Origin of the sequence: Bacillus suaedaesalsae (assembly GCF_016890225.1) — a bacterium.
GTDB lineage: Bacteria > Bacillota > Bacilli > Bacillales > SA4 > Bacillus_BS > Bacillus_BS suaedaesalsae.
Window position 1 is genome coordinate 1 of record NZ_JAFELM010000036.1, and the last position, 25538, is coordinate 25538.

Below are 25538 nucleotides of genomic sequence, written 5' to 3' on the forward strand. Positions count from 1 at the left end.
AAATCTAATTTTCGGGGTGTATTTTTATGGCTAAATACAGTGAAAAATTTAAGTTAAACCTAGTCAAAGAGTATCAAAAGGGGAAATTGGGATATAACCTTTTGGCTAAAAAGTATGGTATGAAGGACAGTACACCAATTTTGAGATGGGTAAAAATATACGAGAGATTTGGTGTGGAAGGCTTAATGAAGAAGAAAAATAAGGAAACATATTCTGTTCAATTTAAGCTAGATGTATTAAGCTTTATGCAGAGAACAGGTTCTTCAGAAACTGAAACAGCCCTTAAATTTGGGCTAACAAACACTCCTATGATAGCCTCTTGGAAGAAGGCATTTCTCGAGGGGGGTCCTGAAGCCCTGGATAGACCGAAAGGACGGCCATCCATGTCTGATAAAGCTAAGAATAGAAAAAATAAACACACCGAAGAAAAAGAAATGACATACGAACAAAAATTGGAACGGGAAAACGAGCTTCTTCGTTTAGAGGTAGAATACTTAAAAAAGTTACGAGCTTTTCAGATGGATCCGGAAAACTATCTCGAAAAGCACAAGCAGCGCTATCACTCGAACTCAAAGAAACCTTCAAACTAAAAGATGTTTTACAAATAGTTGGCATTCCCGAGTCCTCCTATCATTATCATATTAAAATGATGAAGAAGGAAAACCCAGACCAGGGGCTGGAGGAAAGTATTCAATCCATTTTTGACGAAAATAATGGCAATTATGGGTACCGTCGTATCAAACTAGAATTGAAGAATCGCGGGGTTAAGGTCAATCATAAAAAAGTTCAACGAATCATGGATGAACTTGGACTCAAAGCAGATAAGTTTGGGCGAAAATCACGTAAGTATAGTTCGTACAGAGGAACCACTGGAAATGTTGCCAAAAACCTTATCAATCGTCGTTTTTACACAAATGTTTATCATCAAAAGTTAACCACTGATATCACAGAATTCAAGTGTTCAGACAATGTAAAACTATATCTAAATCCAATTATGGATATGTTCAACGGTGAAGTTCTTTCATATGGGATAAGTATGCGTCCAACCTTAGAATTAGTGCTCAGACCTCTCGGGGAAGCACTAGAAATAGTTAAAGATTCAAAGTTCAGAACTACTATACATTCTGATCAAGGATGGCAGTATCAACATATTCAATGGGTAAGTACCCTCAAGGAATACAAGGTGTTCCAGAGTATGTCTCGAAAGGGAAACTGTTTAGATAATTCACCTATGGAAAATTTTTTCGGGTTAATGAAACAGGAAATGTATTATGGAGAAGCACTGTGCTCATTTGAGGAATTAAAAAAGAGAATTGAAGACTATATCTATTATTATAATAACAAGCGTATAAAGCAAAAATTGGCAGGCGTGAGTCCGGTTCAATACCGTATCCATACCAGCCAATTAGCTGCATAATATAAAACTCTAACTTTTGGGGGTCACATCAAAATAGTCCATTGCCTCTTCATTATGCAGACTCTGCCTCTAAGCTGCATTTTGTAACCATTACACCTAGATTGTCTTTTAAATCAAACTCATACGGTTCAACTTCATGTCCATTTTCTTCTAAGATTCTTACGATTGGACGATCGCAGTAACCTTGATTTTGCGTTACTACAACCCCAGTTCTTCCGTCATTAAAGGTCACTGTTAATCCTACAGGATAAATGGCTACAGCATTTCGGAATGCTTCAACCATCTTTGTATCGAAATGTGTGCCTGTTCCAGCATATAAAATCTCAAGTCCTTCATGAGGTAGCATCGCTTGTCTGTATACACGATTTGTTGTCACTGCATCGAAGACGTCTGCCACCGCTAATATTTTTCCGAACAGGTGAATATCATCACCCTTGAGCCTTCGAGGATACCCAGAGCCATCAAGTCGTTCGTGGTGTTGCAGGGCACAATGTGCTGCAGTTAATGGAACGTTTGGTAAGTTTCTAAGCAAATTAAATCCATCTGTTGTATGTTGTTTCACCATTTCAAACTCTTCCATCGTTAACTTGCCTGGCTTCATTAGAATGTCGAGAGGGATAAGCATTTTCCCTACATCATGTAACAAAGCCCCAAGTCCTAGTGCCTCTAACTGTTTTTCGGTTAAGTTTAATTTGATGCCAATTGCCAGGGAATATAATGTTACGTTAAAGGAATGAGTAAAAATATAATGATCATGAACCATTACATTACTTAAAAGTGTTAATAATTCTTTATTTCCCTTTAATTCAGACATGACAGACCGAATAACTTCTGAAAACTGCTTAGTCGCTTTTTCGATGACAAAAGAGTTTGTCAGTCCTTGATCTGATTTTAACTCATTAAATGTATTTTCAATTGTTTGGATTGCTTTGCTGTGGGTTTTATCACTAATCGTACCTTTAGCTTCAATATCTTTTGTTTTTTCTTCATCTATATATACGAACGATATACGATAGTCCACAAGACGCATGATCATTCGTTCTGTTAATGGTACACCTGCATTAATAAGAACTTGTCCCTTTTGATTCGTGATTGCCTTACTTAGCTTTGTACCAGGTTTAATGGAATTAGTTGCAACTAGTTTCATTTCAGTCCCCTTATTCAAAATCAGATACCTATAGTATATAGCATATGTTTTATGTTGTAAGTTCATTTATGCAAAAAATGACGAAACCTGTCAAAATTTCTTCGACAGGCTATCTAGCATATATAAAGTTAGCGGATTTTAGAGCATTTTGATAAGGGCATCTTTGCCGATCGTCCCCACTGTAATTCCTAAGTTTTCTGCTTCAAATGTCACTGATTCAAGAGGAGCTTCAAGAAGTTGTTCGATCGTTCTTACCCCTACAGCTCTTCCAGCAACAATCCCACGGTCCTTTAGCTTCTCATTTAATAAAGCAACATCAAGGGCGCCGCACATAATATAACCCTTCTCAGTTGTAACCGCCATAAAATTTGTTTTTGGTAGTTTCACTGTGATGGCTGTAAATTGGCGACCATCAATCATAATTGGTGTCATTGTTACCATTCTTTCTTTCACACCCCTTTCCTCCCTACATCTTATGAACAGGAAAGGAATCTGGTGCATCTTTACTAACTTCTAGCCAGCCTCCATTTTAATAAATCACGAAGCATTTCAGGTAGATAGTAACTTTTATTAGGTGCATGTGAAATTTCAGGAAACAAAGAGCCAAACGTGAACATATCAAGTGTTGCTACTCGATATTCTTGCTTTGGATTAATGGGCTCTCCATTAATTAATATAGTAGTAACATGTTGCTTTCCGTCTTCTAATGTTTCGGTTTCAATGTCTACACCATCGTAAATCATTTTTCCAATGACCTTTCCTCTAAAACCAAAGCCCTTCATCTGTAACTGTTCCATTTCAGGTGTCGCAGCATGGAGGATGATTTCCTTCAGTTCATCTCCTTCAAGTAGAACAAGACATGGATTAATGGGATGTGGACAGACTCGATGCAAATCTTTAAGTGTTACGTTCCCCTCTTTCAAGGAATCCAATAGTAAACCCGAACAAATCATTCCAATATCAGCTTCACACCATTCTCTTATTGCCTCAGCTAAAATCTGAGGAAAAGGAGAAGGTTCAAACCACTCTACATGTAGGGGCTCAGTGAGATGTGCAACAGGTTTATTTAAGATTTTATTTGCATGGTTCATTTCTTTTTCAAGGAATTCTCTTGCTTCATTACATTTTTTTGTTTTTTCAAGAGAATATACATAAGGGCGTAAACGACTAATTTCTCCTGATGAATCAAGGTGTAGTTCAACATGACCAACGTTCATACCGAACTTCCCTGCACCACAAAGGATTGTTTGATTCACTTGTAGCCCATCAGGTAATAAATGATGCGTATGTGCTCCTAAAATCACATCGATTCCTTCAATTTCTCTCGCTATTTTCTCATCATCACTTATTCCTAGATGAGAAAGTAAGACGATAAAATCAGCTCCTTGATTTTTTACTTCCTGAATTAGCTTCGGTAATTCATCAAACGGATTTAAAACCTGCCAATCTAATAGTTCATAAAACTTTTGGAACGGCACTGTTAGTCCAATGAGACCAAGTTTCAACCCAGATTCTGTTTGATGAATGGTAAACTTTTTTACCCATTTAGGCTCGCTACCATCTGTATGCAACAAATTTCCTACCAACACTTGAAAATTTGCTTCTTCATATAATCCATCAAGTTCATGGTGTGCTAATGTAATTCCTTCGTTGTTTCCAATTGTCACGTAATCATATTGAAGATTATTCATTAAACGTACATTTGCTTTTCCGAGTGTTGCCTCCGTTATTGGATGGACCCTATCCATATGATCTCCAATATCAAATAGCAACATCTCTTCACCATTTTGCTTATGCTGCGCTCGTCGTTCCTTAATGAATTGAGCCACTTTTGGCCACTCATGAAAATGACTATGTAAGTCATTAATGTGATATAAATGAACCTTTTTCATATTCCACCCCGAAATGGACATACTCCATTAAAATAAGTTGAGTTGTTTTGGTGCTAGACCAGTATATTCGATCCCCAGCATGCCGATAAATTGCTTTGCATTGTCTGCCGCATCCCCGCCAGAGTTATTGTTAAATAATATATATATATCTTTACTTTGCTGTTCTAATTCCTTCACATGTTGAACCCATTCTGTTAGTTCCTTTTCGTTATAACGATAAAGATATCGTACTTCACGCCAATTTCCTTCCTTCGGTTTTGTCCATCCATGAAAGTTTCGACCATGCATGCGAATGAGTGTTTTCTCCTTCGAGGTTGCCTGTAGGACAGTTGGTACTGATCCATCTCCTGCTTGGGGCTCATCACATATACTATGAATCCATCCTTCTTCATTCATAAACTGAAGTGTTTTTTCTTTCATTCTTTCGGTAAACCATGATTGATGACGAAACTCTAGAGCACAAGGGATGTCTATCATTTTCTTTTTACAGTAACGTAAGTAAGCTACATTCTCTTTCGTACAATCAAACCAAGGAGGAAATTGAAATAACACCATGGCAAGCTTATCCTTTTCCTTATAAAGATGAACAGATTGTAAAAACAAATCAAACATTTCATCTACTGATTCAAACGGATTTTCTCCTCGTAAATGTCCTGTCATCCCTTGGTATGCTTTGACGATAAATTTAAATGAATCTGGTGTATCACGGATCCATTTTTCGATATTTCTTAACGGTTGGATTGCGTAGAAGGAAGCATCAACTTCTACTATTGGAAAATGACTTGCATACACTTGTAGTTTATCGCGTGGGGACGTAGGCTGTTCATATAATGAATCATGATCTCCCCATCCCGTAACACCTATGTAAATCATATTTCTTTACTCCTTTTATAAGAGTTGCCCTTGTAGATATAGATTTATCATAACGTATGTTGAAACAATTATAAAATACTACGGTTTACTTTTCTGGTGAGGGAATTTATCAGGAATTCGTTAGTTTTTTATGTTTTGAAGTGATTGTTGAACAAAGTGATGAGATAATTCAAAAGGTTGTAGGAATTTATTCGTTTTGAAATGTTTTCCCCGAAGAGTGTAGGTTTAATTTCTTGTTTGAAGGGATTCCCTAATTTAAACAAAGAAACAACCAGCCACAAGTGACTGGTTGCTCTTTTATAAGAAATTATCCGATAGAACCTTCCATTTCGAACTTGATTAGACGGTTCATTTCTACTGCATATTCCATTGGAAGTTCTTTTGTAAATGGCTCGATGAAGCCCATTACGATCATTTCTGTTGCTTCTTGCTCAGAAATACCACGGCTCATCAGGTAGAACAATTGCTCTTCGGAAACCTTAGATACCTTCGCTTCGTGTTCCAGTGAAATGTTATCATTTAAGATTTCATTGTAAGGAATTGTATCTGATGTTGATTCATTATCCATGATTAATGTGTCACACTCGATATTTGAACGAGCACCATCTGCTTTACGGCCAAAGTGAACGATACCACGGTATGTTACTTTTCCGCCTTGCTTCGAGATTGACTTAGATACGATTGTGGAAGAAGTATTTGGTGCTAAGTGAATCATCTTAGCTCCAGCATCTTGGTGCTGACCACGACCTGCTAGTGCAATTGATAAAGTCATACCACGTGCACCTTCACCCTTTAGGATAACTGCAGGGTATTTCATAGTTAACTTAGAACCGATGTTACCATCAATCCATTCCATTGTTGCGTTAGCTTCACATACAGCACGCTTTGTCACTAGGTTATAAACGTTGTTTGCCCAGTTTTGGATAGTTGTATAACGGCAATAAGCACCTTTTTTAATAATGATTTCAACAACTGCACTATGAAGAGAGTTAGTTGTATAAACTGGTGCTGTACATCCTTCAACGTAATGTACGTGTGCACCTTCATCTACGATAATTAGTGTACGCTCAAACTGCCCCATATTTTCTGAGTTAATACGGAAGTAAGCTTGAAGTGGAGTGTCTACCTTTATTCCTTTTGGTACATAGATAAAAGATCCACCTGACCATACTGCTGAGTTTAATGCAGAAAACTTGTTGTCAGTAGGAGGAATTACCTTTGCAAAGTGCTCGCGGAAAATGTCTTCGTTTTCCTTTAGAGCTGTGTCTGTATCTTTAAACACAATTCCAAGTGCTTCAAGATCTTCTTGCATGTTGTGGTAAACAACCTCTGACTCGTATTGTGCAGAAACACCGGCAAGGTATTTTTGCTCAGCTTCAGGAATACCTAACTTATCGAACGTAGCCTTAATTTCCTCAGGTACTTCATCCCATGAGCGTTGAGTAGCTTCAGATGGTTTTACATAATACGTGATCTCATCGAAGTTTAAACTTGCCATATCTCCGCCCCATTGTGGCATTGGCATTTTGTAAAATTGTTCTAAAGATTTTAATCGGAAATCTAACATCCATTGAGGTTCTGATTTCATACGTGAAATTTCTTCAACGATTTCTTTCGTTAAACCACGCTTAGAACGGAAAATGGATACGTCTTTATCCGCAAAACCATATTTATAGTCACCGATATCAGGCATTTTTTTCGCCATAATCGAACCCTCCATTTCGAGTGGAAATGCAATAGCACTTCCACCTTATTGTTCTTGACTGTGTATTCCTTTTTCCATGGCCTTCCATGCTAACGTTGCACATTTAATACGTGCTGGGAACTTGGAAACACCTTGCAAGGCTTCAATGTCGCCTAAATCTATCGTATCATCATATTCCTTACTTTGCATTATGTCCGAAAAGATTTTTGACAGTTTTAAAGCAGTTTCTACCGTTTGCCCTTTAATGGCTTGTGTCATCATGGATGCAGAAGACATTGAGATTGAACAGCCTTCTCCATCAAATTTAACTGCTGACACTTTTCCATCTTCAATCTTTAATTGAAGTTGAATGCGATCTCCACATGTTGGATTATTCATATCGATTGAAATATTTTCTCCATCTAGTGAGCCTTTATTTCTAGGATTTTTATAATGATCCATAATAACTTGGCGGTATAGAGTATCTAAATTATTAAAAGACATTACTGAAATACTCCTTTGTTTTGATGATCCCTTTTACAAGCTCATCAATTTCTTCCTCTGTATTATACAGATAGAAACTCGCTCTCGCAGTTGCGGAGACCTTCAGCCATCTCATAAGTGGCTGTGCACAGTGATGTCCGGCACGGACTGCAATTCCATCTGCATCTAATACAGTTGCTACATCATGTGGATGAACGTCATCAATTGTAAACGTTACAAGACCGGTTCTTTCTTTAGGTCCGTAAATATGCAAGCCTTCAATTGCTCCCATACATTCATACGCATATTGAGCTAATTTTTGATCGTGAGCGTTAATGTTATCTAAACCAATCTCTTCTAGAAAATCAATCGCTGCACCTAGTCCAATAGCCCCACCGATAATCGGTGTTCCTGCTTCAAACTTCCAAGGAAGCTCTTTCCACGTAGATTCATGTAGTTGAACGAAGTCGATCATTTCTCCACCAAACTCAACTGGCTCCATGTTTTCTAACAAGTGCTTTTTCCCATAAAGTACCCCAATTCCAGTAGGACCACACATTTTATGACCAGAAAATGCGAAGAAATCACAATCTAAGTCTTGTACGTCTACCTTCATATGTGGTGTGCTTTGCGCTCCGTCTACACACATAATTGCTCCATTCTCATGCGCAATTTGTGCTAATTCTTTAATTGGATTAATAACACCTAGAACGTTAGACACATGCATTATTGAAACGATTTTTGTATTAGGTGTAATCGTCCTTCTTGCTACTTCTAAAGAGATAGTTCCATCCGCTTGAAGATCTAAATATTTTAATGTTGCACCAGTCTTCCTTGCAACTTGTTGCCAAGGAATGACGTTTGCGTGGTGTTCCATATGTGTAATAACAATTTCATCGCCTTCAGAAAGATTTTCACGAGCATATCCTTGTGCTACTGTATTTAATGCTGTAGTAGTACCTCGCGTGAAAATAACCTCTTCAATTGATTTCGCATTAATGAATTTTCTTACCTTTTCTCTTGCTCCTTCATAGCCATCAGTTGCTCTTGTACCGAGTGTGTGAACTCCGCGATGTACGTTAGAGTTATACTCTTTGTAGTACTTCTCAAGTGCTTCAATAACACGAATCGGCTTTTGAGATGTCGCAGCGCTATCAAGGTAAACAAGTGGTCTCCCATTTACTTGTTGATCCAAAATAGGAAATTGACTACGAATATCTTTGATATTCATTATCGAACTTTCCTTTCAATTACCTCAACAAGTTGTTTCTTTACTGCTTCTATAGGAAGCTCGTTTACTACTGGAGCTAGGAATCCGTGAATAACAAGACGTTCTGCTTCCACTTGTGGAATTCCACGGCTCATTAAGTAGTAAAGTTGAAGTGGGTCAACACGACCTACTGATGCAGCGTGACCTGCTGTTACATCATCTTCATCAATTAATAAAATTGGGTTTGCGTCTCCTCTAGCTTTTTCACTAAGGATTAGTACGCGTGAAGATTGTTCAGCGTTTGACTTAGAAGCGCCATGTTCAATCTTCCCAATACCATTAAAGATATGCGATGCACTTTCTTTTACTACACCGTGCTTTAAGATATAACCTTCAGAATGTTTACCGTGGTGGATAACACTTGTAGTGAAGTTTTGCTTTTGCTCTCCACGTCCAACCGTTACTGTTTTCGTATCTGCAAATGAACCGTCACCGATTAGATGAGTCACATTTTCCGATACAGTGTTTCCATCGTTCATTAAACCAAGTGCCCATTCTACTTTACCGTCACGCCCAACGATACCGCGGCGGTTTACGTAAGTTGTAATACCTTTTGCTAAGCTGTCTACAGCACCAAATGTTACTTTTGCATTTGCTCCAACGATTACTTCAGCTACGATATTTGCAATAGATTCGCTTGCATCAGACGTCGAAATATAGCTTTCAACATAAGTTACAGCACTGTTATCATCAGCAACAACGATTACATGGTTAAATAGGTTTGCATCTTTATTATCATTAATGTAAATGGCTTGTAGTGGTGTTTCAACAATTACATTCTTCGGAACATATACAAATGCTCCACCATTTACTAATGCTGCGTGCAACGCTGTTAGCTTATGCTCATCAACTGATACCGCATCTTTCATGAAATACTTTTGAAGTAAATCACCATGCTCACGAGCAGCAGTGTGAATATCAGTGAATATTACACCTTTGTTCTTTAAATCATCAGATATTGTGATGTAAGCTACTGTTTGATCTTTTTGGATCAGTAGGTTTTTGCTTTCTTCTGTATCAATTAAGCCCTTTATGTTTTCTGGTAGTTCGTCGATAGAAGAAATTATTTCACTTTTTACTACGTGATTCTGGAAGTTTGTAAAGTTCCAGTTATCAATTTTTGTTTTATCCGGCTTTGGCAGAGGAAGAGCTTCGACTTTAGCAAGAGCTTGTAAGCGAAGATCTAACAGCCATTCCGGTTCCCCTAATTCTTTAGAGTAAGTACGGATATACTCCTGATCGAATGGAAGTTTCGTCTCTAACGTCATGTTAATCCTCCTAACCGCTTTAAGCTTCTACTGTTTCGTCTTCAATACCTAATTCCTGCTTAATCCAATCATATCCTTCAGCTTCTAAGCGTTGTGCTAGTTCAGGACCACCGGATTTTACAACACGACCTTGCATCATTACGTGAACAACGTCAGGAGTGATGTAGTTTAATAGGCGTTGGTAGTGAGTAATCACTAAGCAGCCAAAGTCTTCTCCGCGCATTTCGTTTATACCTTTTGAAACTACTTTTAGAGCGTCGATATCTAAACCAGAGTCAATCTCATCTAAGATTGCAATCTTTGGTTGTAGCATTGTTAATTGAAGAATCTCGTTACGCTTCTTTTCTCCACCAGAGAAACCTTCGTTCAAGTAACGTTGTGCCATATTTGGATCCATATCTAGAAGTTCCATGCTCTTATCCATAGTACGGATGAACTTCATTAATGAAATTTCATCGCCTTCCTCGCGACGTGCGTTCATTGCAGAACGTAAGAAATCAGCATTTGTTACCCCACTGATTTCACTTGGATATTGCATTGCTAAAAATAGACCTGCGCGCGCGCGCTCATCTACTTCCATCTCTAATACATCTTCACCATCTAAAGTGATGCTACCAGATGTTACTTCATATTTAGGGTGACCCATGATTGCAGATGATAATGTTGATTTACCAGTACCATTCGGTCCCATTACCGCATGAATCTCTCCGCCTTTAATTTCAAGATTCACACCTTTTAAAATTTCTTTTCCTTCAACAGAAACGTGAAGATCTTTAATTGTTAAAGTAGAACCCATTGCTATACCTCCGTTATTTAAACAAAAATGTTTTTGTAGAGAACTAAATAATATGGTCATTCTCAATTTATTCTCATTCTAATCTTATACTATTTAAAATATAATATCAAATATAAAGACGATTGCTTCTGTCTTATGAATATGTATAGTAAATAGCAAAAATTAGGCAACTCTCATTGTATCAAAAAGCATGTCCTTTCGTAAGGTAAATGTGATATTAACACTCATTTTTATTCTTTACCTCTCAGATACCCCTCATACAAGCCGGTATAATATGACAACAAAATAGTAAAGAACTAGCCACATGGCTAGTTCTTATAAGTATTGTAAACAGCTTGCCTGTTAATTCCTGAGAGTAATCTACAACTAGTTTCGTATTCCTTTTGACGTTTCATTTCAACCATCATTCTTTTTTTCAACTTACAGCTATACTCCGCATAACCCAAACCATGTGACTTTTGCATCGCCTTCTCCATTTCGGACGTATAGTTTAGTTGTAAATGGATATCCATCATCCCTTTCAAATTTCTATATTACCTCCCTATTCTACCAAGGAGAAGCATGTCCACTCAAAGTCGATACTTACTCATATTGATGGATATTTATGGATGAAGCTTCATAGCGATACATTATCTAACTGAGTGATAAAAATCCTTTAAAATATATAAAATTTCGACTTATCCCGTTTTATAGTACATAAATAAAAAACGCTTTCTTCTCGTTCATAAGTATGTACCTTAGAAGAGAGCGTTTATTTAGATGTTATTGCTTTAACTCATTTAATTCATTCATGCATTCTTGAACTAGTGTTACCGCTTGGCTCATTGCAGCCCCTCCACCAAAGGCAGCAGTTACACCTACTGCTTCTAGAATTTCTTCCTCTGAAGCCCCTTGGTCTAAACAACCTTTCGTATGGTAAATAATACAGTATTCATCTTGAGAATAGAGACTAATTCCTAAAGCAATCAACTGCTTTTGTTTTTGATCAAGTACTCCTTCTTTGAAGCATGCTTCTGTAAATGCATTATAATGATGAGCAAGCTCAGGCATTTTTTGTGTAAACGTACCTAATCCAAGTTTATAGTCATGTAATGCAGCTTCTGTAGAATTGCGTGGTTGATGATGTTCCATGGATATTCAACTCCTATTAAATGATGTTTAACACCGTTAGTATGGATTAATATATAGGGAGTATGCATTTTTCTATATTAATAGGAAATAACTGGTTTTAAGAAGATTATTTGGACTAGTTTCCAGTTTTTTTGAAAAAGTTTTATATTTTTTACAATTTTACAAATGTATCCACAAACAAAGACGTCCGGATTACTCCGAACGTCTTAAAAAAGTACTATTCACTTACAGGTACTACTGCCCCTTCGTATTCCTCTTTGATCCATGTTTGAATTTCTTCGGAACGAAGTGCTTCAACTAGCTTCTTAACTTCATCACGATCCTCATCACCAGTACGAACTGCAATAATGTTCACATAAGGAGAATCTGATCCCTCAAGGGCAATTGCATCTTCTAATGGATTTAGTCCAGCGTCAATTGCATAGTTTGTGTTAATTAATACAGCATCGCCTTCGTCGTTGTTGTAAATTTGTGGCAATAACCCTGCTTCAACATCAGCTCTGAACTTAATTTTTTTAGGATTTTCTACAATATCATCTTCAGTTGCAGTAGTTGTATCAATACCTTCTTTTAACGTGATTAATCCTTCACTTTGTAGCATTGTTAAAATACGACCATGGTCAGCTACTGAGTTACTCATAATAACAGTTGCACCTTCTGGCAGCTCATCTAGGCTCTTATATTTTTTAGAATATACACCGATTGGTTCAATGTGAATTCCGCCTGCATTTACAAAATCATAACCATTTTCAGCAATTTGTGCGTTTAGGTAAGGAATGTGTTGGAAGTAGTTAGCATCGATATCCTTATCTGCTAATGCTTTGTTCGGTAAAATATAATCTTGGAAAGGTACGATTTCTAATTCAATTCCTTGTTCTTCAAGGATTGGTTGAACTTGTTCTAAGATTTCAGCATGAGGTACGTTTGAAGCACCTACTACTAACTTCCCACCTTTTTCAGCTTCTTCCCCACCATTAGCGCTTCCGCCAGATTCGTTATTTGCAGTACCACATGCAGCCAGTGCAAGTACTAAAACAAACAAACTAATTAATCCAAAAATCTGTTTCATGTTGTTCTCTCCTTTTAATTGTTTATTACTTTCGCCCTTATTAGGAAACGGAAGATTTATTATTATCGTTTATCAAGTGCAGAAGTAATTCTGTCTCCGATAAACTGAAGAATAAATACAATTAACAAAATAATGACTGTTGCGACTAATGTCACATCGTTTTGGCTACGCTGGAATCCTTCAAGGAATGCAAGGTTTCCAAGTCCACCAGCCCCTACCACACCTGCCATTGCTGTATATCCAACAAGTGCAATTGCCGTAACTGTAATACCGGAAATTAGAGCTGGCATTGATTCAGGTAATAACACCTTTGTGATAATCGTCCAAGTAGTAGCTCCCATTGCACGTGATGCTTCAATTACCCCTTTATCAATTTCACGGAGCGCAATTTCTACCATTCTTGCATAGAACGGTGCTGCACCAACAATAAGAGCTGGTAATGCAGCATTGGCTCCAAGCATTGTCCCAACAAGTATCTTAGTAAACGGAATTAATAAGATAATTAGTATAATGAATGGAATCGAACGGAAAATATTCACTATCGCAGCAATAAGAGAATTAATAAATGTATTCTCCAATAGGTTGCCTTTACCGGTTAAGAATAATAACAAGCCTAAAATAACACCTAAAATAAACGTAGCTACAACTGAAATACCTGTCATATATAGCGTTTCATATGTTGCTTCTACGATCTTTTCCCATCTTACATTCGGCAGGATTTGACTAAGCATTCGCCATCACCTCCACACCAACTGATTGTTCTCGAATATACGTAATCGCATGCTGAACTTCTTCATCTTCCCCATCAATATGGATAAATAATGTCCCATAAGCACCTGCTTGAAGATGTGATATTTTACCTTGAAGGATGTTAACTGTTACATCAAAATTACGAATAACATTTGTAATGATTGGTGCTTCTGTACCTTCCCCTACAAAGGTAAGTTGAATAACATGTCCATTAGGGAACTTTTCAATTAAATGTTCTCCCGTTTCTTTTACTTCCTCCGGTTCCGTGAATTGACTCACGAACCTTTTGGTAATGGCTTCTTGTGGTTTTTTAAATACTGTTAAAACATCACCTTGCTCCACAACTGAACCATTCTCCATAACAGCAACCTTGTGACTGATTTTACGAATCACATGCATTTCATGTGTGATAAGAATAATTGTCAATCCTAATCGTTCATTAATATCAACTAACAACTCTAAAATAGAGTCCGTTGTCTGTGGATCAAGTGCTGAAGTAGCTTCATCACATAAAAGCACTTTTGGGTTGTTTGCAAGTGCTCTTGCAATTCCTACACGCTGCTTTTGTCCTCCACTTAATTCGGAAGGATATGCATCTTCTCTACCTTCAAGGCCAACGAGCTTAATTAGTTCTGCTGACCTTTCTTTACGTTTCGATGGAGCTACACCCGCAATTTCAAGTGGGAATTCAATGTTTTCACGAACTGTTCTTGACCATAAAAGATTAAAATGTTGAAAAATCATTCCGATTTCCTGTCTAGCTAATCGTAGTTCTCTACCTCGTAATGTAGCCATTTCTCGATCATCTACAATGATTGAACCACTTGTTGGTTTTTCTAATTGGTTAAACATTCGAATTAATGTACTTTTCCCCGCTCCACTGTAACCAATAATACCGAAGATTTCTCCTTGCTTTATCTCAAGGTTAATTCCGTTAACTGCTGTAACTTCTCCACTCTTTGAAGAAAAGATTTTTTTTACATCCTTTAATGTGATCATGCTACTCACCTCTCTTTTGTCTCACGTCGTTCTATTATTTGTTTAGTAGTATGGGCTAGTGTATAAAAAATATAAAAAACCCTTTCTACACACGAGCAGAAAGGGTTACATGACGTAGCCTCTCTCTCATCTGCCAAAGCATAACGCTTTGTAGGAATTGGCACCATTTCAACAATAAGTTGACGGTTGCCGGGTTTCATCGGGCCCAGTCCCTCCACCTCTCTAGATAAGAGCGTGTTTTTACAATAAAAACACATATATAATTTTTACTTTCATCGGAAAGTTTTTTCATAATAATAACGAAGTCCATTAAAAAGATTACGAAAGTGATTGTAGCATGCAAAAAAACAATAAGTCAATACATTTTTTCACTGTAAAATTATCTTAGTAAAATGTTAGCGTTTTCACACTTTTTCTTTCGTTTTCTGGCTCTCTTTTGCCTTTAATACTCTACGAAGTATTTTCCCACTAATTTGCGTTTTCGGTAACTCTTGCAGAACTTCGATTTCTCTAGGCATAGCATGTGCTGAAAGCTTATACCTTACGAATGTTTGAATTTCCTTTTTAAGTTCCTCTGTCTCCTTCACTCCTTCTGCTAAAACGAGGAAGGCTTTCACTATTTCACCACGAATTGCATCCGGCTTTCCAATAACAGCTGCCTCCACGACTGCTGGATGCTCGATGAGTTTACTTTCCACTTCAAAAGGTCCAATTCTTTCTCCTGAGGAATTGATCATATCATCACTTCTACCTTGGAAAAACACATAACCCTCATCATCCATTGTAGCTAAGTCACCAGAAACATAATAATCCCCGATAAAATAGGATTGGTACTTTTCTTCATTCTTCCATATTTGTTTCATTATAGATGGCCAGCCTCTTTTAATTGCAAGTAACCCTAGTTCTCCTCGTGGTAGCTCCTTGCCATTTTCATCAATTATTGAAGCAGAAATCCCTGGTACAGGACGACCCATTGAACCAGGTTTGATTGGCGCCGAGGGAATATTCACAATTAACTGTGCACCTGTTTCAGTCATCCACCATGTATCATGAATCCTTAAATGAAAGGTATCATACCCCCATGTGATCACCTCTGGATTTAAAGGCTCTCCTACACTTAAAATATGTCGTAATGAAGATACGTTATATGTAGATAAACTTGTCGTATGATCCATTAATAATCGGAAGGCGGTAGGGGCACTGTACCATACTGAAACCTTTGTATCTTGCAATACCTCAAACCATTCATCAGCACTAAATCTCCCACCATGCACGACAATCGTTGCTTGATTTAACCATGGTGCAAATATTCCATAGGAACTCCCTGTTACCCATCCAGGATGGGCTGTGCACCAGTACACATCCTCTTCTTTTAAATCAAGCACCCATTTTCCTGTTTGATACTGTTGAATCATGACTCGGTGTGCATGCAGTACTCCCTTCGGTTTACCTGTAGAACCTGACGTATAATGAATAATCATGCCATCTTCTAAATCTACCCATTCAGTGATTGAAGCTTGAGCTGGAACATTCTTTACAACTCTTGGGATGGATACTACTCCCTCTCGTTCAATATCATCCGTTACTAAAACTTGCTCAAGGTGTGGCAGCTTTTCCACAGGCACACGCGGCAATAGCTCCAGGTTCGTGATTAACACAGATGCCTCGCAATCGTACATACGGTCAAAGATTGCCTCTTCCATAAATGCTTCGAATAATGGACCAGCAATTGCACCAATTTTTATAATAGCTAAAATCGCCACATAGCAATCCGGATGCTTCGGTAAAAAGACGAAAGCCCGGTCGCCCTTTTTTACACCCTGATGTTTTAACAAATTGGCTAATTCATCTGTCTTCTGTTTTAATTGAGCAAACGTATATTCTTCCCTCGTATTACCGTTCACATAAATAAGAGCTATCTTTTCTCCGGCTCCTTCTTCAACATGGCGATCTATACATTCATGTGTCAAGTTTACTTTATTGGTGTTATACCAACTGAAATGGGGATAGGTCGATTTCCACTTAAAGTCCGAGACAGTTTCTAAATAGTTGGCTAATTGATATGTCCCAGCCTTTGGTGGTAGGATGTTATTCATTTGTTCACTCATGTTATACTCCTTTCAACATTTAACAGTGATAATATTTGTTCCTTCTGCTTTAATAGATTCTCGTCACCTCGTGAGCGCTTGTTATCTTTTCGTTTCACCTTGATTTCTTCACATAACTCTCCTGGTTGCCCTCTAAACACGAGAAGCCGATCACATAAATACAGTGCTTCATCAATATCATGAGTGACGAGCAGCATCGTTGCTTTATTCTTTTCCCACACCGACAAAAGAAGGTCTTGGAGTTGTATTTTCGTAAAAGCATCTAGTGCACTAAATGGTTCATCAAGTAGCAGAAGACGTGGTGATGTCATGAGCGCTCGTGCAATGGCAGCACGTTGTGCCATTCCTCCCGATAGCTCTTTCGGATAATTCTTTTCAAACCCTTTTAAACCAACCTGTTCTACTAAAATCTCAGCTTTTTGATGCTGAACATTTTTGCTTCCGAACTGAACATTCTCAATCACCGTTAGCCAAGGCATTAAACGTGGCTCTTGAAACATAAACCCTATTGTTTCCTTACATTCTCTTGCCTCACAATTTTCTACAAGAATACTTCCGTCATAACTTTGATCTAGCCCAGAGATTGAACGTAATATAGTACTCTTCCCACATCCGCTCGTTCCCAAAAGTCCTATGATTTCTCCCTCTTTTGTAGAAAAGCTAATATCTTTGAAGGCCACATTTCCATTTTCAAATTTTCTTGATGCCTTTTTTACTTTTACAAGCATGTACTCACCTCTCATTTCCTTGTGAACTTGATAAACTATCCTGCCAATGTAACGCTTTATGCTCAATCACTTTTAAGGTGAAATCTGTTAGTTTTCCAAGTAAAGCAAATAAAAATATACTTGCAATAATGATGTCAGGTGAGCTCATGTTTTGACCAAAGACTAATAGATATCCTAATCCCGTACTAGCTCCCATCAATTCAGCTGCCACAACAAACATCCAGCCTAAACCTAAACCACTTCTAAGTCCTACTAAAAATGAAGGAAGTGAAGCTGGTATAATGATGTTTTTTATGAGTTGATAGGTGGAGAATCCATAAATTCTCCCAACTTCAATCAGTTTCCGGTCCACACCTTTTACCCCACTTACAATGTTTAAATAGACCGGGAAGAAGACCCCTACAGCGATTAGGAGAATTTTCGAGGTTTCACCGATACTAAACCATAAAATGAATAATGGAACCCAAGCTAATGATGGAATTGAACGAAATGCCTGTAGCAAAGGGTCAATAAGTTCTTCAGCAAACCGAAAGAAGCCGACAAGTGCCCCTAGTAATAGAGCAACAACCGTTCCTAACAAAAATCCAATGAACACACGAAAAAATGTAATTCCAACATGTCCCCATAAGCTACCGTCTTGAATCATGGTGACAATCTTTAGGAAAATAACGGTCGGTGCAGGTAATTGGTTTGGTGGAATAACGCCTACTCTACTAAGCAACTCCCATAAAAGGAGGAGAGTAATCGGTAATATACTACCGATTACTACTTGTTTTGAGGATGTAGTCCATTTTGTTAATGAAATAGATAGTTTAAAGTTTGAGCGAATTGGCTTTATAACATTTGTTTCTGTTTGTTGTGACATTGTAAAAAAGCCTCCTCTTCTATTACTTAATAACCTTTTCTGCAAATTTTGGCTGGATTAATTGATTGACCAGTTTTTCAATATCATCTTTCTCCTCAATCACACCACTCGTTTGTAGCAATTTCCCTGCCTCTGTTAGGGCTTTATTTTGTGTATCTCCTGGAATCGGCTTTGAAAAATCATTTCTTGTGATTTGAAGTGCAGCCACTTCTTGATCTAACTGAGCTTGTTCTGCTAATATTTTCGTTGCTTCTTGTTCATTTTCAATTGTCCAAAGGCGAGCTTTCTCATAAAGTGTAATCACCTTTTCTACGTATTCTGGATACTTCTTTGCAAACTCTGAACGAACGTTTAATGTCCCGTATGTATTGAGGTCAGCATTACGGTACACAAACTTCGTCCCTTCTGTTACTTCTAACTTTGCCATGTGTGGGTCTAATCCCGCCCATGCATCAACCTTTCCAGCAACAAGTGCAGCTGCTCCATCCCCATGTTGTAAATTCACGATTTCAACATCTGATGGCTTCAGCCCTTCTTCAGCCAGAGAACGCAGTAAAAAGATATATGGGTCTGTACCAAGAGTAGCTGCTACCTTTTTCCCTTTAAGGTCACTTACCTTTGAAATAGGAGAGGAACCTTGTGTAACTAATGCAGTCCATTCTGGTTTTGAATAAATATAGACCGACTCAATTGGTGCTGCCTTTGATTTTGCAATGAGTGCTGCAGCACCAGCAGTAGATCCGAAATCCACGCTGTTACTATTTAAAAATTCAAGAGCCTTGTTACTGCCTAAGCTTTGCACCCATTCTACTTTGATTCCTTCTTTTTCAAACTCTTCTTCTACCCATCCAAACTCTTTTAACACAAGGCTTGTTGGTGAGTAGAATGCATAATCTAATCGAATGACTTCTGGTTTACTTTCTGACTTTGATGAGGTCGTTGATGAACCACAAGCACCAAGTATACATATCGATATAGTCAAGATTAATGTTGCAATTAGCTGCTTCAATAGTGTTCTCTCCTTTAAGTGAGGAGGATTTTCCATCCTCCTCTATTCATTTTCCTTATATTTCACAAGCAAATGTTGCAATTGTGCCTCGTAAACGTTGCGCTTCTTTAAAGGTGCAACGATTGTGTACCACTTCTAATCCCGCTTCTTTTGCAATAGAAGCTGCTTCTTCTGAAATGACGCCTTCTTGAAGCCAGAAGATTTTCGGCCTGACGATTGCTGCTTCTCTCGCTAATTCAATTGCAGCCTCTGGACTTCTAAAAATTTGAACAATATCAATTGCTTCTGGGACGGAACGTAAATCCGGGTACGCCTTTTCTCCTAGCACCTCTGTCTCTCTAGGATTAACCGGTATGATGCGATATCCTAATCGTTGCATTTTCACAGCTAAACGATGACTCGGCCTGGACGGGTTACTACTTAATCCTACAATCGCTAAATTTTTTGTTCGTTCCCGCTCCACTCCTTCTACCACAACCTTTTCTGTTGCAGAAGATAAAGCCCAACGAATGACACCTTCATCATTGACGACAATTTCTCTTTTTCCATCTTTCGAAACTCCTGTCGCTTTAATAAGTGCTTGATTTAAATCATTCGTTAAATCTCTAACTGCTTCTAGCCCTACCGATAAACGTACTAACTCTTCTGATACTCCGGTTGCCTTTAACTGCTCAGGAGATAATTGCTGATGAGTTGTTGAAGCTGGGTGAATCACGAGTGATCTTGCATCCCCTACATTGGCTAAATGTGACCACAGAGATAATGAATCAATGAATTGCTTACCGGCATCACGACCACCTTTGATCCCAAATACAACAACTGCTCCATCACCATTTTTCAAATATTTCTTTGCCAGATCATGAGATGGATGTGATTCAAGTCCAGGATATGTCACCCACTCAACTGCAGGATGGTTAGATAAATACTCCGCTACCTCTTTCGCATTTTTTGTATGCTTTTCCATACGTAGTTGAAGTGTTTCTAATCCTTGTAAAATAAGAAATGCATTAAACGGACTTAAACAAGAACCGAAATCTCGAAGCAGCTGAACTCGTAATTTTGTAATGAAAGCCAATGTTCCAAAGTCATTAGCATATCGAATTCCGTTGTAGCTTGGGTCTGGCTCTGTGAAACCAGGGAACTTCTCACTATTCCAGTTAAAACGTCCACCATCAATGACAAGTCCACCAATGGATGTACCATGTCCACCAATCCACTTTGTTGCGGAATGCACCACGATGTCTGCTCCCCACTCAATTGGTTTACATAGTGATGGAGAAGCAAATGTATTGTCTATTATTAATGGAATTCCTGCTTCGTGGGCAATGTCTGCGACTCTTTCAATATCTAAAACTTGTAAGCTAGGATTTCCAATTGTCTCTGCAAAAACAGCCTTTGTATTTGGCGTAATCGCTTTTCTAAAGTTTTCAGGATCAGTGGAATCAACGAAATTCACCTTTATTCCGTACTTTGGTAGTGTCACAGCAAATAGATTATAAGTTCCACCATAAAGATTTGTTGCAGCAACTATCTCATCACCTGCATGTGCCAGGTTTAAAATGGTTAATGAGATCGCTGCCTGCCCAGAAGAAGTCGCAACTGCTGCAACACCATCTTCTAGTAAGGCAATTCTCTTCTCCAACACATCAACGGTCGGATTACTAATACGAGAATATATATTTCCTGGTTCATCTAGTGAAAACAATCTTTTTGCATGCTCTGTATTATGAAAAACATAGGAAGAAGTTTGATAGATAGGAACTGCTCTAGAACCTGTTGTTGGATCTGGAGCATGGCCTCCGTGTAATAATAAAGTCTCTAATTCATAAGATTGATTTGTCATTTTACATTTCCCCTTTTCCATTTTAAATTTTCTTTTCGTTTTGCTAGTCATATTTTAAAGAACGTCGATAACGTTTTGGGGTATAAAAAAACACCCTATGTAAGAAGAGGATGTAGTCAAGAGTCCCCTTCTTATCTGTCAGATTTGAATCTGCTGGAATTAGCACCTATTAACGCTTAGTTAACGGTTGCCGGGTTTCTTCGGGCCAGTCCCTCCACCACTCTTGATAAGAAGTTTTATAAGATTGTAGTTTGTAATACATGCTGTGAATGGTCATCTTGTTTAAGGTTAGTTGAAGACACTTCATAAAATCTAAGAGACTCTTGGTCTACTTTTTGTAAGAAATGCAACACATCCTCTCTTTTTCCTACTAGTAAGTCCCCAACAATGTATCCATGATCCGTTTTGATCATTTCGCGTTTAACATGTTCAATTCCGAAGTTTCTTGGATTTGATTTCGTTAAATAATTGTTTTTTAATGTTTTAGATGTTGGTGCATTGATAATGGATAACCAGGCAGATAGTGATTTTTCCTGTTCTTCCCCTCGATAACTAAACCTCTGTTGAACATCACTCTGAATTACCTGTTGTTTTACATATACTAAATCTTCAATCATTGCACTTGCAGTAGCCTTTGAACCTGCACCAGGTCCCTGCAAAAGAATACTACCCACTAAATCTGTTTTTATGACAATTCCATTATCCACTCCTTCGACATTGAATAATTGATGGTTTTGGTCAACAAAAGTGGGTTTTACTTCTGCAAAAATTCGATTTTGTTCATTCGTCAATGTGGCTATTAACTTCAAGCGTAATCCTAACTTTTCTCCTACTATTAAATCCAGGGTTGAAACGTTCTTTATTCCGATTCTCTCGACGTTCTCCCATTCTGGTTGTTCTCCATATATAAGATTACTTAGAATCATAAGTTTATAAAAAGAATCAATTCCAAGAATATCGTTAGAAGGGTCAGCTTCGGCATACCCTAGATTCTGTGCATCCAGAAGCACCTCTTGATACGACAAATGTTCTTTTCTCATTCTTGTTAAAATATAATTACTTGTTCCATTCAGTATTGCTTCAACCTTTACAATTCCGTTTATTTGAAGTAGTTGCGTAATCGTTCGTATTAATGGCACGCCACCTGCAACTGCTGCTTCAAACGTTAGTAAACGTTTTTTGTTTCTAGCAAATTCTGTTAACTCATTTCCTTTATTGGCAAGTAATTCTTTATTGGCACTAATGACATGGCAGCCTTTTTTTAGAAACTTTCGAATATATGAATTTGCCGGCTCTATACCAACAATGGCTTCAAATACAACATCAATTTCCTTCAAATTTAATAACTCTTCTATATCGGTTGTCACTAATATTCTTTCATGTATATCCCTTTGTTTATGTCTGTCCTTCACTAACACCCCTACAATTTCAACTGGACTCCCGAGTGCTTCCCGTAATTTTAGTTGGTGACTATAAATTGTTTCATAAACTCCTGTACCTACTGTTCCTAACCCTAATAAAGCTACCCTAATGGTTTTCATTCAGCTCCTCCTCAATTAGATGTCCCCATTTCTCATACTCGACTAAAAATCCATCGTGCCCGAAACTAGTATCCACTTCAATATGCTTCGATGTAGGATTCTTATCTTTCAAAGCCTCGACTAATTGTTCTAGTGTTTCTGATGGATAAATCAAATCACCTTTATAACTTATGGCAACTACCTTAGCGGAGATAGATTCTAATGCTCGCAACCATCCACCTCGACCACGCCCAATATCATGTGAATCCATAGCCTTTAACAAATATAAATAGCTATTCGCATCAAAGCGATTAACAAATTTTTCTCCTTGGTAGTGTAAGTAAGACTCAATTTGAAAAGCTTTTTCCTCGTGGTGATTCCCCCAGCCTTCACGCGCCTCCCTGGAAAATTTATTGTTGAATTGCTCTCTTGATCGATATGAAATCATCCCTACCATACGAGCGATACTTAGACCTACATTAGGATTCGTGTCATACTCTCCATCATTCCAGCTCGGGTCATTCGTTATCGCAAACCGAGAAATTGTATTATAGGCGATGCCATAATCACTTAAATAAGGTGATGTCGCTAACGGAAAAAGCATTTTTGCAAAATCCGGGTACATAATTCCCCATTCTAAAACCTGCATTCCTCCAAGAGAGCCACCGATAATAGCATGAACTTGATGAATCCCCAGTTTCTTTAATGCAAGGTAGTGACTGTGGACAATATCTCTAACCGTGACGAAAGGAAAGCGAGCTTTATATTGTTGATTTTCATGAATCATACTTTGGGGGCCAGTTGATCCACTACACCCGCCCAGTACATTCATCGTTATGACCTGCCACCTGCTCGTATCGATGTTCTTTCCTTCTCCTATTAGCCCAGACCACCAACCTGGTGAGTCGTTCAAACCGATTGAACATTGATTACCCGTTAAAGCGTGACAAACGAAGATGATTGGTCCGTGTGTTGGTCCAGCACGTTCATAGCTAATGACTACATCTGGAATGGAAATCCCAGACTCTGTAGTAAACGTACCGATATGAACTTCATCATAGATTGATATTATCGCCGCTGAATTCACCAAAATGACCTCCTTCCCGGTAAAAATAAAAAACCTCTTCCTAAGAAGAGGTTGAATGTACGATTCTCTCTTCTTATCTGTCAGAGCACATTTGCTCTGCAGGAATTGGCACCGTGTTTTCATAAATGAAAATCGGTTGCCGGGTATCATAGGGCCAGCCCCTCCACCACTCTGGATAAGAAAACTTTATTCAATTAACGTGTTAATTTATTAATGTGATTGATTTATGAATTGACTATATCATAGGAAAATTTATCCTGTCAAATACTTTTTTGAATTTTTTGATTCCGTATTTTTTTACTTAAGCTGTTATAGCTTAATTTGTTATTTTTGAACAAGTCTAGAGACACGGAGTTACTAAGGTTTCGTTGCATCTTTTCGTCAAAGCTATGAAAGTAATGTCCTAATAATGGAGGATTAATAGCTCATGTTTAATAACAAAAATTTTGCATATATCAAATATTATTGTATCAACTTTACAATTATTACAAACATTTTAGACATAACACCTAAGTTAGTTGTTTCTCATCATGCTGACATCTTACGTTCTGTTAAATAGAACAATGCTTCTACCATTAAAATATCACGTAATTTTCCAGTGATTTTTACTTCATTTCGTATTTCTAGCTTTCTTAATTTCTCGTTTCCTAGAATAAGTGAACTAATTGCCTGATCGTCTCCTTTTACCCATATATCAATTCTAGCTTGAGAATCATTCGTTACTAGACAAGCTGTAGTTGAAATCTCAATAAAATGTAATTTATACCCTGATTGTAAACAAATCCGAACAGGACTTACTGGTAAGATAGGCTTTAAGTGTGATTGTTTCGTAACAAGCCTGACAAATGAATTCAGTAACTCTAACATTCTATTCCTCCTTTGTTTCCCCTACTTCAATAGTTCCACACCTATCTCCATCTCCCTTTCATATTCGTTCGACAGTTTCTTTTGTAAAGTACAAATTCAAACAACATTCCAATTTATTTCCTGAGAAATATGTCATATTGAAGAATTTTGTTTCCTACTTAAACAAAGTTTGACAAGTTCGTATAATGTAATACATGTAAATAAAAAAATCCGCCATCATGACGGATTTTTGTTTATGCTGTAAAAACATGTTGTTGAAATTTTTCCTTTAAGATTTTCCTTGCACGAAAAGTATTAATTTTCACTGTGCTTGGATTCAAACTTAAGAAACTTGCAATCTCTCTTTCTTTTAGTCCATTATTTACCTTCAGTGTGAGAATTTGTTGTTGTTCCTTTTTTAACGTTCTGATTTCCTTCTCAACTTCACCTTTAAAGCAATTCCATTCAACATGTTTCTCGGTTAATTCTTCGCATGCTATGTTTAGCTTTTCATCTAAACAGTCACAGCTACATCTCTTTTGTTTTCGTAAAAAGTCGATAGCTGTGCGTTTCGCTACTGTTTTTAACCACGCACCGATCTTTTGTTCATCCTTAACAGTTTCAGACTTTTCATAGGCTTTGATAAACGTTTCTTGAACGATATCCTCACTTAAGAAATGATCTTTAATAATATAATGAACTGCGTTATAAAGCGTATGATAATGTTGCTGATATAACACTGTATAATCCATC

25 protein-coding genes and 3 riboswitches are annotated in these 25538 nt (G+C 37.7%); of the genes, 2 read left to right on the forward strand and 23 right to left on the reverse strand.

The genetic code is table 11. The annotated features are described in order from the left end of the window. Positions 1–26 precede the first annotated feature (26 nt). Both JR050_RS14425 and JR050_RS14430 read left to right on the forward strand, forming a co-directional pair. Positions 27–590: a helix-turn-helix domain-containing protein gene (locus JR050_RS14425; protein ID WP_204203384.1), complete on the forward strand. Its 564-nt coding sequence runs from the start codon at positions 27–29 to the stop codon at positions 588–590. After that, on the forward strand, positions 491–1417 hold the full coding sequence (locus tag JR050_RS14430; RefSeq protein WP_346726740.1) for an IS3 family transposase: 927 nt from the start codon (positions 491–493) through the stop codon (positions 1415–1417). Before JR050_RS14425 ends, JR050_RS14430 begins: the two co-directional genes overlap by 100 nt. Positions 1418–1469: 52 nt before the next feature. On the opposite strand, the gene JR050_RS14435 is transcribed toward JR050_RS14430, so the two are convergent. The 23 genes from JR050_RS14435 to JR050_RS14545 all read right to left on the reverse strand — a co-directional run bounded on the left by JR050_RS14435 (position 1470) and on the right by JR050_RS14545 (position 25537). Beyond that, positions 1470–2564 carry an HD-GYP domain-containing protein gene (locus tag JR050_RS14435; RefSeq protein WP_204204211.1) on the reverse strand — a complete coding sequence of 365 codons (1095 nt, stop codon included), beginning with the start codon at positions 2562–2564 and terminating at the stop codon, positions 1470–1472. Between the two features lie 138 nt (positions 2565–2702). After that, complete coding sequence (locus JR050_RS14440) at positions 2703–3005, reverse strand: YunC family protein (protein ID WP_204204384.1); 303 nt, start codon at positions 3003–3005, stop codon at positions 2703–2705. Positions 3006–3070: 65 nt separating this feature from the next. Then, complete coding sequence (locus JR050_RS14445; RefSeq protein ID WP_204204212.1) at positions 3071–4456, reverse strand: bifunctional metallophosphatase/5'-nucleotidase; 1386 nt, start codon at positions 4454–4456, stop codon at positions 3071–3073. Positions 4457–4483: 27 nt separating this feature from the next. Then, positions 4484–5329 (reverse strand): DUF72 domain-containing protein, encoded by an 846-nt coding sequence (locus JR050_RS14450; RefSeq protein ID WP_204204213.1) that lies wholly within the window; start codon positions 5327–5329, stop codon positions 4484–4486. A gap of 307 nt (positions 5330–5636) precedes the next feature. Continuing rightward, complete coding sequence (gene sufB / locus JR050_RS14455) at positions 5637–7034, reverse strand: Fe-S cluster assembly protein SufB (protein WP_204204214.1); 1398 nt, start codon at positions 7032–7034, stop codon at positions 5637–5639. A 45-nt stretch (positions 7035–7079) separates the two neighbouring features. Next, complete coding sequence (gene sufU, locus JR050_RS14460) at positions 7080–7517, reverse strand: Fe-S cluster assembly sulfur transfer protein SufU (RefSeq protein WP_204204215.1); 438 nt, start codon at positions 7515–7517, stop codon at positions 7080–7082. After that, positions 7507–8727, reverse strand: a complete 1221-nt coding sequence (locus JR050_RS14465; RefSeq protein WP_204204216.1) for a cysteine desulfurase — start codon at positions 8725–8727, stop codon at positions 7507–7509. Before JR050_RS14465 ends, sufU begins: the two co-directional genes overlap by 11 nt. Further along, positions 8727–10034, reverse strand: a complete 1308-nt coding sequence (gene sufD / locus JR050_RS14470) for a Fe-S cluster assembly protein SufD (RefSeq protein ID WP_204204217.1) — start codon at positions 10032–10034, stop codon at positions 8727–8729. The genes JR050_RS14465 and sufD overlap by 1 nt, the downstream gene beginning before the upstream one ends. Positions 10035–10053: 19 nt before the next feature. Then, positions 10054–10830, reverse strand: coding sequence for a Fe-S cluster assembly ATPase SufC (gene sufC, locus JR050_RS14475; protein ID WP_204204218.1), 777 nt, complete (start codon positions 10828–10830; stop codon positions 10054–10056). A gap of 308 nt (positions 10831–11138) precedes the next feature. Further along, positions 11139–11345, reverse strand: coding sequence for a YuzK family famiily protein (locus tag JR050_RS14480; RefSeq protein ID WP_346726760.1), 207 nt, complete (start codon positions 11343–11345; stop codon positions 11139–11141). 247 nt (positions 11346–11592) lie between these two features. Continuing rightward, positions 11593–11961 carry a carboxymuconolactone decarboxylase family protein gene (locus tag JR050_RS14485; RefSeq protein ID WP_204204219.1) on the reverse strand — a complete coding sequence of 123 codons (369 nt, stop codon included), beginning with the start codon at positions 11959–11961 and terminating at the stop codon, positions 11593–11595. Between the two features lie 217 nt (positions 11962–12178). Continuing rightward, on the reverse strand, positions 12179–13030 hold the full coding sequence (locus JR050_RS14490) for a MetQ/NlpA family ABC transporter substrate-binding protein (protein WP_204204220.1): 852 nt from the start codon (positions 13028–13030) through the stop codon (positions 12179–12181). A gap of 62 nt (positions 13031–13092) precedes the next feature. Further along, positions 13093–13761 (reverse strand): methionine ABC transporter permease, encoded by a 669-nt coding sequence (locus JR050_RS14495; protein ID WP_204204221.1) that lies wholly within the window; start codon positions 13759–13761, stop codon positions 13093–13095. Continuing rightward, positions 13754–14779: a methionine ABC transporter ATP-binding protein gene (locus JR050_RS14500; RefSeq protein ID WP_204204222.1), complete on the reverse strand. Its 1026-nt coding sequence runs from the start codon at positions 14777–14779 to the stop codon at positions 13754–13756. Before JR050_RS14500 ends, JR050_RS14495 begins: the two co-directional genes overlap by 8 nt. A 123-nt stretch (positions 14780–14902) precedes the next feature. Continuing rightward, positions 14903–15012: riboswitch (SAM riboswitch) on the reverse strand. A 171-nt stretch (positions 15013–15183) separates the two neighbouring features. Continuing rightward, positions 15184–16887, reverse strand: a complete 1704-nt coding sequence (gene acsA, locus JR050_RS14505; RefSeq protein ID WP_239454414.1) for an acetate--CoA ligase — start codon at positions 16885–16887, stop codon at positions 15184–15186. Further along, entirely contained in the window at positions 16884–17615 is a 732-nt protein-coding gene (locus tag JR050_RS14510) for an ABC transporter ATP-binding protein (RefSeq protein ID WP_204204223.1), read from the reverse strand. The genes acsA and JR050_RS14510 overlap by 4 nt, the downstream gene beginning before the upstream one ends. A 4-nt stretch (positions 17616–17619) precedes the next feature. Continuing rightward, complete coding sequence (locus JR050_RS14515) at positions 17620–18480, reverse strand: ABC transporter permease (protein ID WP_204204224.1); 861 nt, start codon at positions 18478–18480, stop codon at positions 17620–17622. A gap of 22 nt (positions 18481–18502) precedes the next feature. Then, positions 18503–19489, reverse strand: a complete 987-nt coding sequence (locus JR050_RS14520) for an aliphatic sulfonate ABC transporter substrate-binding protein (protein ID WP_239454415.1) — start codon at positions 19487–19489, stop codon at positions 18503–18505. 55 nt (positions 19490–19544) lie between these two features. Continuing rightward, positions 19545–21332 (reverse strand): PLP-dependent aspartate aminotransferase family protein, encoded by a 1788-nt coding sequence (locus JR050_RS14525; protein WP_204204226.1) that lies wholly within the window; start codon positions 21330–21332, stop codon positions 19545–19547. A 128-nt stretch (positions 21333–21460) separates the two neighbouring features. After that, a riboswitch (SAM riboswitch) is annotated at positions 21461–21565 on the reverse strand. A gap of 3 nt (positions 21566–21568) precedes the next feature. After that, the gene (locus JR050_RS14530; RefSeq protein WP_204204227.1) at positions 21569–22873 is read right to left on the reverse strand and encodes a homoserine dehydrogenase; all 1305 of its coding nucleotides are present in this window, start codon (positions 22871–22873) and stop codon (positions 21569–21571) included. Further along, on the reverse strand, positions 22860–23939 hold the full coding sequence (metX, locus tag JR050_RS14535; RefSeq protein ID WP_346726761.1) for a homoserine O-acetyltransferase MetX: 1080 nt from the start codon (positions 23937–23939) through the stop codon (positions 22860–22862). The genes JR050_RS14530 and metX overlap by 14 nt, the downstream gene beginning before the upstream one ends. Before the next feature lie 70 nt (positions 23940–24009). Further along, positions 24010–24121: riboswitch (SAM riboswitch) on the reverse strand. A 346-nt stretch (positions 24122–24467) separates the two neighbouring features. Further along, positions 24468–24806, reverse strand: a complete 339-nt coding sequence (locus tag JR050_RS14540; RefSeq protein ID WP_204204228.1) for a hypothetical protein — start codon at positions 24804–24806, stop codon at positions 24468–24470. Between the two features lie 233 nt (positions 24807–25039). Then, positions 25040–25537 carry an RNA polymerase sigma factor gene (locus JR050_RS14545; RefSeq protein WP_204204229.1) on the reverse strand — a complete coding sequence of 166 codons (498 nt, stop codon included), beginning with the start codon at positions 25535–25537 and terminating at the stop codon, positions 25040–25042. Position 25538 lies beyond the last annotated feature (1 nt).

Bases quoted from the DNA above. Each gene is read 5' to 3' on its own strand.
- JR050_RS14425 (WP_204203384.1), top strand. From the start codon at position 27: ATGGCTAAATACAGTGAAAAATTTAAGTTAAACCTAGTCAAAGAGTAT.
- JR050_RS14435 (WP_204204211.1), bottom strand. From the start codon at position 2,564: ATGAAACTAGTTGCAACTAATTCCATTAAACCTGGTACAAAGCTAAGT.
- JR050_RS14440 (WP_204204384.1), bottom strand. From the start codon at position 3,005: ATGGTAACAATGACACCAATTATGATTGATGGTCGCCAATTTACAGCC.
- JR050_RS14445 (WP_204204212.1), bottom strand. From the start codon at position 4,456: ATGAAAAAGGTTCATTTATATCACATTAATGACTTACATAGTCATTTT.
- JR050_RS14450 (WP_204204213.1), bottom strand. From the start codon at position 5,329: ATGATTTACATAGGTGTTACGGGATGGGGAGATCATGATTCATTATAT.
- sufB (WP_204204214.1), bottom strand. From the start codon at position 7,034: ATGGCGAAAAAAATGCCTGATATCGGTGACTATAAATATGGTTTTGCG.
- sufU (WP_204204215.1), bottom strand. From the start codon at position 7,517: ATGTCTTTTAATAATTTAGATACTCTATACCGCCAAGTTATTATGGAT.
- JR050_RS14465 (WP_204204216.1), bottom strand. From the start codon at position 8,727: ATGAATATCAAAGATATTCGTAGTCAATTTCCTATTTTGGATCAACAA.
- sufD (WP_204204217.1), bottom strand. From the start codon at position 10,034: ATGACGTTAGAGACGAAACTTCCATTCGATCAGGAGTATATCCGTACT.
- sufC (WP_204204218.1), bottom strand. From the start codon at position 10,830: ATGGGTTCTACTTTAACAATTAAAGATCTTCACGTTTCTGTTGAAGGA.
- JR050_RS14480 (WP_346726760.1), bottom strand. From the start codon at position 11,345: ATGATGGATATCCATTTACAACTAAACTATACGTCCGAAATGGAGAAG.
- JR050_RS14485 (WP_204204219.1), bottom strand. From the start codon at position 11,961: ATGGAACATCATCAACCACGCAATTCTACAGAAGCTGCATTACATGAC.
- JR050_RS14490 (WP_204204220.1), bottom strand. From the start codon at position 13,030: ATGAAACAGATTTTTGGATTAATTAGTTTGTTTGTTTTAGTACTTGCA.
- JR050_RS14495 (WP_204204221.1), bottom strand. From the start codon at position 13,761: ATGCTTAGTCAAATCCTGCCGAATGTAAGATGGGAAAAGATCGTAGAA.
- JR050_RS14500 (WP_204204222.1), bottom strand. From the start codon at position 14,779: ATGATCACATTAAAGGATGTAAAAAAAATCTTTTCTTCAAAGAGTGGA.
- acsA (WP_239454414.1), bottom strand. From the start codon at position 16,887: ATGAGTGAACAAATGAATAACATCCTACCACCAAAGGCTGGGACATAT.
- JR050_RS14510 (WP_204204223.1), bottom strand. From the start codon at position 17,615: ATGCTTGTAAAAGTAAAAAAGGCATCAAGAAAATTTGAAAATGGAAAT.
- JR050_RS14515 (WP_204204224.1), bottom strand. From the start codon at position 18,480: ATGTCACAACAAACAGAAACAAATGTTATAAAGCCAATTCGCTCAAAC.
- JR050_RS14525 (WP_204204226.1), bottom strand. From the start codon at position 21,332: ATGACAAATCAATCTTATGAATTAGAGACTTTATTATTACACGGAGGC.
- JR050_RS14530 (WP_204204227.1), bottom strand. From the start codon at position 22,873: ATGAAAACCATTAGGGTAGCTTTATTAGGGTTAGGAACAGTAGGTACA.
- JR050_RS14540 (WP_204204228.1), bottom strand. From the start codon at position 24,806: ATGTTAGAGTTACTGAATTCATTTGTCAGGCTTGTTACGAAACAATCA.
- JR050_RS14545 (WP_204204229.1), bottom strand. From the start codon at position 25,537: ATGGATTATACAGTGTTATATCAGCAACATTATCATACGCTTTATAAC.